Annotated in this window: 9 protein-coding genes; 3 read left to right on the forward strand and 6 right to left on the reverse strand. The window is 54.4% G+C overall.

What is annotated here, in order from left to right:
• A partial coding sequence (locus INT22_RS21425) for a GntR family transcriptional regulator (RefSeq protein ID WP_226912870.1) occupies positions 1-451 on the reverse strand: 451 nt, incomplete at its 3' end.
• Between the two features lie 254 nt (positions 452-705).
• On the opposite strand from INT22_RS21425, the gene INT22_RS17590 reads away from it, so the two are divergent.
• From INT22_RS17590 to INT22_RS17600, 3 genes are all read left to right on the forward strand, one after another.
• A complete protein-coding gene (locus INT22_RS17590) occupies positions 706-2,646 on the forward strand; it encodes an exoribonuclease II (RefSeq protein WP_089040889.1) in 1,941 nt (646 codons plus the stop codon).
• Between the two features lie 132 nt (positions 2,647-2,778).
• The gene (locus tag INT22_RS17595) at positions 2,779-3,897 is read left to right on the forward strand and encodes a glycosyltransferase family 4 protein (protein ID WP_193061587.1); all 1,119 of its coding nucleotides are present in this window, start codon (positions 2,779-2,781) and stop codon (positions 3,895-3,897) included.
• Entirely contained in the window at positions 3,875-4,915 is a 1,041-nt protein-coding gene (locus INT22_RS17600; RefSeq protein WP_193061586.1) for a lysylphosphatidylglycerol synthase transmembrane domain-containing protein, read from the forward strand. The genes INT22_RS17595 and INT22_RS17600 overlap by 23 nt, the downstream gene beginning before the upstream one ends.
• A gap of 66 nt (positions 4,916-4,981) precedes the next feature.
• Here the strand turns inward: INT22_RS17600 and sucD are convergent, their stop codons facing one another.
• The 5 genes from sucD to INT22_RS17625 form a co-directional block, all read right to left on the reverse strand.
• A complete protein-coding gene (gene sucD, locus INT22_RS17605) occupies positions 4,982-5,854 on the reverse strand; it encodes a succinate--CoA ligase subunit alpha (RefSeq protein WP_009722518.1) in 873 nt (290 codons plus the stop codon).
• On the reverse strand, positions 5,854-7,020 hold the full coding sequence (gene sucC / locus INT22_RS17610) for an ADP-forming succinate--CoA ligase subunit beta (protein ID WP_009722517.1): 1,167 nt from the start codon (positions 7,018-7,020) through the stop codon (positions 5,854-5,856). The genes sucD and sucC overlap by 1 nt, the downstream gene beginning before the upstream one ends.
• Positions 7,021-7,169: 149 nt before the next feature.
• Positions 7,170-8,609: a dihydrolipoyl dehydrogenase gene (lpdA, locus tag INT22_RS17615; RefSeq protein WP_089038765.1), complete on the reverse strand. Its 1,440-nt coding sequence runs from the start codon at positions 8,607-8,609 to the stop codon at positions 7,170-7,172.
• A 114-nt stretch (positions 8,610-8,723) separates the two neighbouring features.
• A complete protein-coding gene (gene odhB, locus INT22_RS17620) occupies positions 8,724-10,289 on the reverse strand; it encodes a 2-oxoglutarate dehydrogenase complex dihydrolipoyllysine-residue succinyltransferase (protein WP_193061585.1) in 1,566 nt (521 codons plus the stop codon).
• A gap of 38 nt (positions 10,290-10,327) precedes the next feature.
• Positions 10,328-13,162 (reverse strand): 2-oxoglutarate dehydrogenase E1 component, encoded by a 2,835-nt coding sequence (locus tag INT22_RS17625; RefSeq protein ID WP_089040890.1) that lies wholly within the window; start codon positions 13,160-13,162, stop codon positions 10,328-10,330.
• Positions 13,163-13,307 lie beyond the last annotated feature (145 nt).

Raw genomic sequence — 13,307 nt, forward strand, 5'->3', positions numbered from 1 at the left:
CCCCCGCCATTACCACCTCATCGGCTAAACGCAAACGCTTGAGACGCGCGACTTGAGCGTCAGCCCCCAGGCCAAGGCGCATGCTCTCTTCTGCACTGGGGTTGGCCAGCTTGCGTTCCAACCAATGAGAACTCGGCGTAAACCCACGCTGGGTGAGCAGCTCGGTAAAACTGGCGAGCCGTGACAAGGACTGATTGAGGCGAGGGGCAATAAACGTGCCCGAACCACGGCTTCGGCGAATCAGCCCAAGTTCTGCTAGGCGATCTAACGCCTTCCGCGCAGTAATGCGCGAAACCGCTAAGCTTTCGGCCAAGTTGCGCTCAGAAGGCAACGCCTCGCCGGCTTGCCAGGCGCCCGTCTCAATTGCTTGTTCTAGCTGGCGCGCTAACTGCTGATAAAGCGGTGTTGCGCCCTGAGGATCAAGATGTAGCTGAGTAAAGCGTGGGTCCATGAGTGTCTCCCAGTAGCGGCCATACCAATTAGATACCACTATAGACCCAATGAGATACCAATCAAATACCAATTAGCTACAACTATGGTTGAATAGTGACATCCGGCCTGGCCAATAAGGCAATAAAGCGCGCACATAATTGAACGCAGATCGTTGATAGTTTGGGGCCAAAGCGAACTTCAGGGTAACCACGATTGGCGCGGCCTTTGGGAATCCGTATAGTGGCAGGCTACTCTCGCCAACTGATTGAACACATGCTGCAAAACAACTCATTGCTTGCCCAGCTCAAGCAACAGATCCGTGACACCACTCCACGCGCTGAAGGGGTGATCAAAGCCACCGAAAAAGGCTTCGGTTTTCTTGAAACCGACAGCGGTGAATCTTATTTCGTGCCGCCCCCCGCCATGAAGCAAGTACTCCATGGCGATCGCGTCGAGGCGGTGATCCATGAAAACGGCGACAAAAAGTCCGTAGAGCCTGAGAAGCTGATCGAAGCTGGGCTTGACCGCTTTGTTGCCCGTGTTCAGAAGCGCGAAGACCGTTTAGCCGTTGTGCCCGACCATCCGTCGATTCGCAATGTGCTGAAGGCGCGCATAAAGAACAGCCTGGATGAAGCCACCATTGCTGATGGCGACTGGGTTGTCGCGCGGCTGGTACGCCACCCGCTGAAAGAGAACGATCGCGGCTTCTTCACGCAAATTGATGAGCTAGTGGCTAAGGCCGACGACCCCGCCGTTCCGTGGCGCGTCACCCTTGCCCGCCATGCGCTGGAACAAGAGTGCCCGGACGCAGGTACCGAGTGGCCACTGCATGATGAAGGGTTAACCCGTGAAGACCTCACAGCGCAGCCCTTCTTTACTATCGATGGCGAAAAAACCCGCGATATGGACGACGCGCTACACGTGGAAGCGCTGGAGAGCGGCGGTTGGCGGCTAAGCGTTGCGATCGCTGACCCAACGGCCTACGTTGAAGAAGGCCATGCGGCCGACCTTGAAGCGCGCACCCGTGCTTTTACGGTCTACTTACCCGGCCAAAATGTAACGATGTTGCCTGAACAGCTGGCAGATGACCTCTGCTCGCTATGGGAAGGTCAGGACCGCCCTGCCCTTGCCTGCTCGCTGGACATTAATGCCGACGGCAGCCTAGGTGATTACCGCTTTTTTGCGGCTAACGTAAAATCCCACGCCAAACTAGTCTATGACCGCGTTTCCGACTGGATTGACGGTCAAGGCGAGTGGGCTCCCGCTGACAATATCGCTGAACAGCTGAAAGCACTGCGCGATTTGACTGAGGCGCGCACCGCTTGGCGCAACGAACATGCGCTGGTGTTTAAAGATCGTCCTGATTACGTTTTCGACCTGGACGACGCGGGCAACGTCTTAGGCATTCGCACCGAAGATCGCCGCATTGCCAACCGTATGATTGAAGAGTCGATGATTGCCGCTAACGCTTGCTGCGCGGACTTCCTCGCCAAACATATCGGTCACGGTATCTTTAATGTGCACCGCGCTTTTGAGCCTGAAAAAGCCGAATCTGCTCAAGAGTTCTTAGCAACTCAGGAGATTGAGGTCGCCCAGGAAGCGCTGACTGAGCTGGCTCACTACAAAGAGCTAAAGCGCGCTCTGGAAAGCCGTGATGATGCCTGGCTGGACGCGCGTCTGCGCCGCTTCCAAGGCTTTACCAGCATGTCCGCTCAACCTGGCCCGCACTTTGGTCTTGGGCTACCGGCTTATGCCACCTGGACGTCGCCAATTCGTAAGTACGGCGATATGGTCAACCATCGTTTGATCAAGCGAGTGCTTAAAGGTGAACAGGCTCCGGCAGAAGCCAGCCAGCAGCTCACCGAGCAACTCACCGAGCGGCGGCGCCTGAACCGTATGGCAGAACGCGACGTAAAAGATTGGCTCTACGTTCGCTACTTAACGCCAGCGGCTCAAAACCAAGACGCCTTCGACGCAGAGATCATGGCGATCAACCGTGGTGGTATGCGAGTACGCCTGCTGGAAAATGGTGCTACCGCCTTCGTACCCGCCCCGCTAATGCACAGCGATCGCGATAAAGTGGTCATTGATGATAAAGAGGGTCGCATTCAAATTGAAGGCGAAGAGCGCTACAAGCTGGGCGACAGCCTGCGCATTGCGCTAACAGAAGCCCGTGAGGAAACCCGCTCGCTGGTCGCCAAACCCACAGAATAACGTTACCTTGCACCGCCCACGCCACGGCATTGCCGTGGCGTTTTATTTTCCCGCCACCCATTAACTGTCGCAGAACTGACTTATTTCTTCCTTATGGTAATCCGATGACACCCTTGTAGTTCGGAGGTTACCTTGCACATCGCTGATGTGACCATGTTTCACGCCCCGGCAAGCGGCGGCGTTCGTACTTATCTGCAAGCTAAACACCGGGTGCTAGCGCACACGGCAAACCTACGCACTAGCTTGTTAGTGCCGGGAGCTGAGCGCGATAGCCTGGGTGACCACCACACCTTGCCAGCGCTACACCTCCCCTTGGGCCAGGGCTACCGCTTTCCGCTGAGAGGGTCACGCTGGCGCGATGCACTAATCGAGCTAAAACCTGATCTTATCGAGGCTGGCGACCCTTATGTAACGGCATGGGCAGCCCTTGCCGCAGGCCAAACGCTTGGCGTACCGGTGGTCGGATTTTATCACTCAGACCTTCCACGCTTAATGGGGGATCGCTTTGGCCGCTACGTAGAGAAACGCTTAACGCGCTATGTCAAAGACCTCTACTGCCAATTTGATAGCGTGCTGGCCCCCTGTAACGCTATGGCTAATCGACTCAGGGAGTGGGGAGTCGATAACGTTCGCGTACAGCCATTAGGGGTCGATTTAAACCATTTTCACCCCCAGCAGCGAGATCCCGCCTTCCGCCAAGGCATGGGTATTCCCAGCGATAAAAAGCTGCTGATCTTTGTCGGTCGCAATTCCCGCGAGAAAAATATTGATGTGCTGCTGGCGACAATGCGCCAGCTCGGCAGTGATTACCATTTATTGCTGATGGGTCCCGGCATGCCCCATCAGGTACCCAACAATGTCACTGTCGTGGATCGCTGCTGCGGCGCACATGAAGTGGCCAAAGCACTCGCCAGTAGCGATGCCCTTCTGCATGCGGGCACCCGGGAAACCTTTGGCTTGATCGCTCAAGAAGCGATGGCCTGCGGTATCCCTGTCGTGGGTGCTAGGGCCGGTGCGCTGGTCGAAAATGTGCCATTAGGCGCAGGCATTCTGTGTCAGCCACTCGACCCGGAGGCCATGGCCGAGGCATGCACGGCCTTGTTCAGTAATGACATCGCCGCCAGCGGGCGTTATGCCCGTCATTTTGTCGAACGCCAGTTCAGTTGGGATAGCGTTATCCAGTCTCTTCTTGAGCACTACATCGACCTTTGCAACATTGAACGGCCCAATGCCCTCGCCCACCACCACTAAGCCCCAACGATTACTGCGTTTTCGCCCGCTGCATGGTTTTCTACTGGCGGGGGCACTCTTGGCCCCGCTAGTGCTTACCACTTGGCTGGGCGGTGCTGAGGCGCTGCAGCGTATTAAACATTTTCCATTGGCGTTATTGCTGTTGATGCTGCTATTAGCGTTTCTGTGTTGGAACCTGAATGCAGCAAGGCTGCGGCTAATGTTAGGTGGCCGTGCAGGGCAACTTGGCCAACGTGGTGCGCTGGGCATTGAGCTGGCATCAAAGTTTGCGTTGTGCGCTACGCCTGGAGGGAGTGGAGGGCCAGCCACTCTACTTATCCTGCTTGCACGACGCGGCTTTCCTCCCGCCAAAGGGGCAGCGGTGTTTTTGATTGACCAAGGCTGTGACTTGCTGTTCTTCCTTACCATGCTGAGCGGTTTGATGCTCTTCTCTCTGGCCAGCGATACCCAGTGGCCGCATCAGTCACTAGTACAGTGGTCACTGGTCGGTTTAGCATTTATGGCGACGCTGGTCAGTGGTGTGATGTGTTATTTACCCAGCCTGCTGCGTGCAGGTGGCGTTATAACGACATGGCCAAGCCGTTACCGACGGCGCTGGATAGTAAGGCGCTTATTACGATGCCGATATGCGCTCAAGGTCACACTCGCGCTGCCTTTTACGACGCTGCTCGCGATGATGATGCTTACCGCAGCGCATTGGCTAATGCGCTATAGCTTGCTCTATGTCGCGGTGCTGGGCGTGGGCGGCCATGCCGATTGGATGTGGACGTTTTTAACCCAAATGCTGGCCATGGCGGCCAGCCAGCTGAGCTTTCTTCCTGGCGGCGCAGGTGCGGCTGAAGTCGGCGTAGGCAGTTTGTTACTGCCCTTGATGGAACGCGAGCAGGCCGCAGCAGCCGTCCTAGTGTGGCGTCTGGTGAGCTACCACCTCTATTTAGCGGTGGGGGCACCACTATTTATTCTGTACAGCTACCGAATGCTAAACAGAAAATCCGATAATAAAACGCCGGAAGGATAACCGTGCACCAACGAATAAGGGCGCCCCGAGGGGCGCCCTTATCGCGTGCGACTAGAGGTCGATAGCTTACCAGCCAGTGACTTCTTTCAGTGCATCGCCGATTTCAGCCAGAGAACGCACGGTTTTAACACCGGCATCTTCCAGGGCAGCAAATTTCTCATCCGCAGTACCTTTACCGCCAGAGATGATTGCGCCCGCATGGCCCATACGCTTGCCAGGAGGTGCAGTGACACCAGCAATGTAGGAAACCACAGGCTTAGAAACGTTGGCTTTGATGTAAGCCGCTGCTTCTTCTTCAGCCGTACCACCGATTTCACCGATCATCACGATCGCTTCGGTTTTCGGGTCTTTCTCGAACATTTCAAGAATGTCGATAAAGTTAGAACCCGGAATCGGGTCACCACCGATGCCTACACAGGTAGACTGACCGAAACCATGGTCAGTTGTCTGCTTAACGGCTTCGTAAGTCAGGGTGCCTGAACGCGACACGATACCGACTTTACCCGGCTGGTGAATGTGGCCCGGCATGATGCCAATTTTACATTCGCCAGGCGTGATAACACCTGGGCAGTTCGGGCCGATCAGACGCACGCCCAGCTCGTCACATTTTACTTTTGCTTCGAGCATGTCTAGCGTCGCGATACCTTCGGTGATGCACACGATCAGCTTGATGCCAGCGTTAGCAGCTTCAAGAATCGAGTCTTTACAGAACGGTGCCGGAACGTAGATCACGCTGGCTTCCGCGCCGGTTTTCTCAACCGCTTCTTTCACGGTGTTGAAAACGGGCAGGCCCAGGTGCGTCTGGCCGCCTTTGCCCGGCGTAACACCACCGACCATTTGCGTGCCATAGGCAATCGCCTGTTCGGAGTGGAACGTGCCCTGGCCACCCGTGAAACCTTGGCAGATGACCTTGGTGTTCTTATCGATCAGGATGCTCATTACTTGCCCTCCGCTGCTTTTACAACCTGCTGAGCCGCGTCGGTCAGACTGGTAGCAGCGATGATGTTCAGACCGCTAGACGCCAGTTTTTCAGCGCCCAATTCAGCGTTATTACCTTCCAGACGCACAACCACTGGAACGTTAACACCAACTTGTTCAACAGCACCGATGATGCCTTCAGCAATCATGTCGCAACGAACGATACCGCCGAAGATGTTCACCAGAACCGCTTTGACGTTGTCGTCAGACAGGATGATCTTGAACGCTTCTGCAACGCGCTCTTTGGTCGCGCCACCACCAACGTCCAGGAAGTTAGCAGGCTTGCCGCCACTCAGGTTGACGATGTCCATGGTGCCCATGGCCAGGCCAGCACCGTTAACCATGCAGCCGATGTTGCCATCAAGCGCTACATAGTTCAGTTCCCACTTCGCTGCATCAGCTTCACGCTGATCTTCCTGGGAAGGATCGCGCATCGCTTGAAGGTCTGGATGACGGTACAGCGCGTTGCTGTCGAGCCCCAGTTTGGCGTCGAGGCAGTGCAGATTGCCTTCGTCGGTAATAACCAGCGGGTTAATTTCTAACAGTGCCAGATCTTTGTCATGGAACAGCTTAGAAAGGCCCAGGAAGATCTTGGTGAACTGCTTGATCTGATCGCCTTTCAGGCCCAGAGCAAATGCCAGCTCACGCGCTTGGTAGGGCTGTGCGCCGACCAGCGGATCGATTTCAGCTTTCAAAATCTTTTCTGGCGTTTCTTCTGCAACGGTCTCGATTTCAACACCACCTTCGGTAGAGGCCATGAAGACCACGCGACGGGTGGTGCGATCGACGACGGCGCCGAGATACAGCTCGTCAGCGATGTCGGTGCAAGTCTCAACCAAAATTTTAGCAACCGGCTGACCTTTTTCGTCAGTCTGGAAGGTGACCAGGTTCTTACCTAACCACTGCTCGGCGAAAGCTTTTGCTTCAGCCGGATCTTTAATCAGCTTAACGCCACCCGCTTTACCGCGGCCGCCAGCGTGAACCTGGGCTTTAACCACCCACATGTCACCGCCGATCTTTTTGCACGCTTCTTCAGCTTCTTCGGGAGTGTCCACGGCAAAGCCTTTAGACACTGGTAGACCATAATCAGCAAACAGCTGTTTGCCTTGATACTCGTGAAGGTTCATCGATTCATGCCATTGGTTGCATGTGACTCGAACGATGACCCGCTGCTTTAAAAGAGCGGGGCATCCCCGTACCTTCGTCCCCGCTGATTTCTCACAGAGCCGAAAGTGTTGCGCCACCTGACGGTGGCGCTTGGTTGTTGCTTAGCGAATTACTTGCGCTTCTTACGGTTAGCCATATGAATGGCATGGCCGTCTACCGCAAGAGCGGCTTCATGCACAGCTTCCGACATAGTCGGGTGTGCATAGCAGGTCAGAGCTAGGTCTTCAGCGCTAGAGCCGAATTCCATTGCAATCACGCCCTGGGCAATCATCTCACCCGCGTGCTGACCAACAATATGCATGCCGAGAATACGGTCAGTTTCCGCATCGGCGATAATCTTGGCGCTACCCTCGGTGGCGTTATTCGCCATCGCACGACCACTTGCCGCGAACGGGAAGCTACCAGTCTTAACTTCAATACCTTTCGCTTTGGCATCTTGCTCAGTCATACCGACCCAAGCGACTTCCGGGAACGTGTAGATCACGTTCGGAATCGTGTCGTAGTTCATCTCGGCTTTGTGGCCAGCGATGATATCAGCGACCATGATGCCTTCTTCAGATGCCTTGTGCGCCAGCATGGGGCCACGCACACAGTCACCAATAGCATAAACACCGGGTACGTTCGTGCGGCACTGGTCATCAACAAAGATAAAACCGCGTTCGTCCAGTTCAACGCTCACACCATCGGCAATCACACCCTTGGTGTACGGACGGCGACCAACGCAAACAATCAGTTTGTCGAAGGTCATTTCCTGTTCGCCATTGGCATCGGTGTACTTAACGATGACTTCATCGCCATTGGATTCCGAGCCTGTTACGCGGGCGCCCAGTTTAATATCCAGCCCCTGCTTTTTGAGCAGTTTCTGTGTTTCTTTTGCGATCGCCGTATCGACCATCGGCAAGAAGCTATCCATCGCTTCCAGAACAGTAACTTCAGAACCTAAGCGGTTCCAAACGCTACCCAGCTCTAGGCCGATAACGCCAGCACCAATAACGCCTAAACGCTTCGGCGTTTCCTGGAATTCCAGCGCGCCGGTAGAGTCAACAATCAAGCCTTCGGTTAGCGGCGTCGGTGGAATTTCAACCGGCACGGAACCTGCAGCAACAACGATGTTATCAGCGTCGTAAGTGGTGGTATTGCCGTCTAGATCGGTCACTTCGACTTGCTTACCGGAAACCACTTTACCGGTGCCCTCAATAGCCGTAACACCATTGGCTTTAAATAAGCCAGAGATGCCGCCGGTCAAGTTCTTAACGATCTTGTCCTTGCGAGCCATCATTTTTTTGACGTCCATCGTGACGTCACCGGCATTAATACCCATGTCGTCGAAATCGTGCTTGGCTTCGACGAACTTGTGCGAGGCTTCAAGCAACGCTTTAGACGGGATACAGCCGACGTTCAAACACGTACCGCCGTGAACGACGTTGCCTTCTTTACCAATCCATTTTTCAACACAGGCGGCCTTCAGGCCCAGCTGCGCAGCGCGGATAGCCGCTACGTAGCCACCAGGACCTGCACCGATAACGATCACATCAAACTTGTCAGCCATGTTGGCTCCTTTAGCTTGGTTGCCTCCCCCCGTTTGAACTTAAAACGGGCAGGAGGCAAGGTGCGATTGCATTAGAACGCTAATACAGCAGAGGAGGCGGATCAGCGCGCTCCGTTATACGTCCAGCAGCAAGCGAGCCGGGTCTTCCAGCAGCTCTTTAATAGTAACCAAGAATCGTACCGCATCTTTACCATCAATCATGCGGTGGTCGTAGGACAGCGCCAGATACATCATCGGGCGAATCTCGACCTTACCATTCACAGCCATTGGACGATCCTGGATTTTATGCATACCCAGGATAGCGGTTTGAGGTGGATTGATAATCGGGGTCGACATCAAAGAACCAAATGTACCGCCGTTAGTGATAGTGAAGGTACCGCCGATCATGTCATCCATGCCCAGCTTACCGTCACGACCACGCTTACCGAAATCAACAATCGTGCGCTCAACGTCGGCAATTTTCATGCTATCGGTATCACGTAGCACCGGTACCACCAGGCCACGATCCGTTGATACCGCAACGCCGATATCTTGATAACCGTGGTAAACGATATCGGTACCATCAATAGAGGCGTTAACATCCGGGAAGCGCTTGAGTGCTTCAGAAGCCGCTTTTACAAAGAAGCCCATAAAGCCCAGTTTAATATCGTGGGTTTTCTGGAACGTATCTTTGTACTGCGCACGAAGCGCCATGATTTCAGTCATGTCCACTTCGTTATAAGTGGTCAGCATGGCAGCCGTTTGCTGCGCCTGAACCAGACGCTTAGCAATGGTTTGACGCAGACGCGTCATCGGAACGCGCTTCTCGACGCGATCACCTTCCACTGCCGGTGCGGCGGCAGCTGCTTTCGCCGGCGCTGAAGATTTCGCTGCTTTTTTGGCAGAACCATCTTTCACGGCTTTTTGCACGTCTTCTTTCAAGATGCGGCCACCTTTGCCGGTGCCCTCAATCTTGGCAACATCCAAATCATGCTCAGCAACCATCTTGCGTGCCGCCGGCGCTAGGATCTTATCGCCGACCTTCTCATCAGCGCCTTCATCATCGCTACCCGCAGCACTTGAAGCAGAGGCACTGCTGCTCTCTTCACCGGCGCCACCAGCACCTTCGGTAAAGATGGCCAGAACCGCTTCGGATTCAACCTGGCTGCCTTCTTCGGCTTTAATTTCTGCCAGTGCGCCGTCGGCAGGTGCGACAACTTCGAGCACTACCTTGTCGGTTTCGATGTCGGCTAACACTTCATCGCGTTTAACCGCTTCACCAACCTTCTTGTGCCACGTTGCCACGGTGCCTTCCTGGATAGATTCAGGGAAGCTTGGGGCTTTTACGTCATGTTGCTTACCACCGCCGTTACCGCCGCTGGCTTTTTTCTCTTCACTTTTCTCAGCAGGCTTTTTAGCACTAGCATCATCAGAAGATGTATCTTCTTTGCCACTTGCTGCGCTGCTTTCACCGATTTTGCCTAACACTTGCTCTGACTCAACGGTATCGCCTTCTTCTGCCATCACGTCAGTCAGGGTACCCGCTTCCGGTGCGACGACTTCTAGCACCACTTTGTCGGTTTCGATTTCAACAATCAGCTCGTCACGTTCGACGCTGTCACCCGGCTTTTTATGCCACGCAGCCACAGTGCCTTCGGCAACGGATTCCGGAAAGGTTGGCGCTTTGATATCAGTAGCCATGTCGTTTCCCTTATATGTTCTCTAAACCCGGTGGGCGCTTATAGGTTAAAAGCGTCTTCCACCAGCTGGCGCTGCTGTTCAGTGTGGACGGACATATAGCCCGCTGCCGGTGCGGCAGAGGCAGGACGTCCTGCAAATTTCAAATCACGTCCGAGACCATCTTTCAGCATATCGGCGACGGCGCGCATGTGGTGCTGACTTGAGTACCAAGCGCCCTGGTTTAGCGGCTCTTCCTGGCACCACACGATGTCTTCCACATTGGCATACGCCTGGAGCACTTCCAGAAGTTCTTCTTTCGGGAAGGGGTAGAGTTGCTCGAGACGAATAATCGCCGTGTCATCACGCTCGTTTTCTGCACGCCAGTTGGCTAGGTCGTAGTACACCTTACCGGCACACATAATAACGCGAGTCACCTTTTCTGCCTCAAGATTCGCCTGATCCGGTAGCACCATGTAGAACTTGCCGTGAGCAAGATCTTCTAGGCTAGATACCGCTTCTTTGTGGCGCAGTAGCGACTTCGGCGACATGATTACCAGTGGCTTACGCAACGGACGAATGACTTGACGTCGCATCAGATGATAAATCTGTGCGGGCGTCGTCGGCACACACACCTGCATGTTGTGCTCAGCGCACAGCTGCAAGAAGCGCTCTAAGCGCGCGGAGGAGTGCTCTGGCCCCTGACCTTCATAACCATGCGGCAACAGCATGGTCAGTCCACACAGTCGTCCCCACTTGGTCTCACCAGAAGAGATAAACTGGTCAACCACGACTTGGGCACCGTTGAAGAAGTCACCAAACTGGGCTTCCCAAATGACTAAGTCACCCGGCGCTGTCGTGGAGTAGCCGTACTCAAACGCCAGCACAGCCTCTTCCGATAGGAAAGAGTCGTGAATGGTAAAGCGCGGCTGACCGTCTGACATATTCTGCAGCGGTACGTACGTAGAACCATCTTTCTGGTTATGGATAACCGCATGACGGTGAGAGAACGTCCCACGACCAACATCCTGACCGGTAATACGAATCGGATGCCCTTGATCAAGCAGCGTGGCATACGCTAGCGTTTCAGCGAAGCCCCAGTTAAGCCCCATGCCGCCCGCCTGCATTTTGCGACGGTCTTCATAGATTTTAGCGACTTGGCGCTGTACTTCGACGCCATCAGGAACCTCACACATTCTCGCAGCCAGCTGCTGCAGACGCTTCATATCGAAGGTAGTGTCTGCATTACCGGTCCACTCATGCCCCAGGTAGGGAGCCCAGTCCACAAAGAGTGATGTATTAGGCTCCTGCACCAAGGCATTAGCTACGTGATTGCCTGCCACAAGATCATCGCGGTAGGTTTCAACCATTGCCTTAGCGTCTTCTTCTGACAATACGCCCTGTTCGACCAGACGCTTCGCATAGAGTGAACGCGAAGAAGGATGATCTTTAATCTTGGCGTACATCATCGGCTGGGTACCCGATGGCTCGTCGGCCTCGTTGTGGCCGCGGCGGCGGTAGCACACCAGATCAATAACAACGTCTTTCTTAAACTGTTGCCGGTAATCCAACGCCACTTGGGTCGCATGGATAACCGCATCAGGATCATCGCCGTTAACATGGAAAATCGGCGCCTGAACCATCTTAGCGATGTCAGTACAGTATTCGGTGGATCGCGCGTCCAAGGGGTTCGACGTCGTAAAGCCCACCTGGTTGTTAATCACGATGTGTACTGTGCCACCGGTTTTATAGGCACGGGTTTGAGACATCTGGAATGTCTCCATGACCACGCCCTGACCAGCAAACGCTGCATCGCCATGAACGTTGATTGGCAGAACTTTGCTGCCCTCTTCATCATTACGGCGATCTTGACGTGCGCGTACCGAGCCTTCTACTACCGGCGCAACAATTTCCAAATGCGACGGGTTAAACGACATTGCCAAGTGAACTTCGCCACCAGGCGACATGACGTTAGAGCTGAAGCCTTGGTGATATTTCACATCACCAGAACCACGCTCGATCACCTTTTTACCGTCGAATTCGTCGATCAATTCAGCGGGATTTTTCCCCAGAATATTAACCAACAGGTTCAAACGGCCACGGTGAGCCATGCCAATAACAACTTCTTTAGTGCCATAGCCACCGGAGCGCTGAATCAACTCGTCCATCATCGGAACAAATGATTCACCACCTTCAAGACCGAAGCGTTTGGTGCCTGGATATTTAGACGCTAGGTAATTTTCCAAACCTTCGGCAGCGGTAAGGCGCTCAAGCACATGCTTACGCACATCGTCGCTGAATTTCGGCGCACTGCGCACCGATTCAAAACGCCGTTGCAACCAACGTTTCTCTTCGGTATCAACAATGTGCATGATCTCGCAACCGATAGAGCGACAATAAGTCTGCTCCAGCGCGTCAACGATCTCACGCAACGGTGCTTTATCAATACCTAGAAAAAACGAGCCGGTCTGGAACTCGGTGTCAAGATCAGCCTTGGAAAGCTGATGAAATGACAGATCGAGGTCTGGGACGGGGGTGGGATTACGCAGTCCTAGCGGGTCGATATTGGCCTTCTGATGGCCACGAAAGCGGTATGCGTTAATCAGCTGCAGGACTTTTACCTGCTTTTTATTCTCACCGCTATCGGAGGCGGCGGCTACCCGGCCTGGGCGACTTTCACGACCCAGTTGGTAGAACTGATCACGAGTGGGGCTTAGTGGAACATCGTGGGAGGCACTGCCCTCAGAACGAGGCAACTGATCAAAATAGCTGCGCCATTCATCTGAGACAGAATCAGGATCGGCGAGGTACTGCTCATAAAGCGCTTCCACGTAGTGGACATTGCCACCACTAACGTGAGAGGAACGCCACATCAACTCCATTATGCCTTGTTGCATCTCTCGGTCACCCTGCACTGATGGGGTGGTATCGGTATCGCTGCAATCGCGCAACGACATCGCTATTGCCCTGCCGGCGGGGCGGGACATATGCCGGCGGCGCCGACCGAAGGCCGGAAGCCCTATTCATACTAGCTGTAAGTAC

Source organism: Halomonas sp. 3D7M, from assembly GCF_014897885.1.
Classification (GTDB): domain Bacteria; phylum Pseudomonadota; class Gammaproteobacteria; order Pseudomonadales; family Halomonadaceae; genus Vreelandella.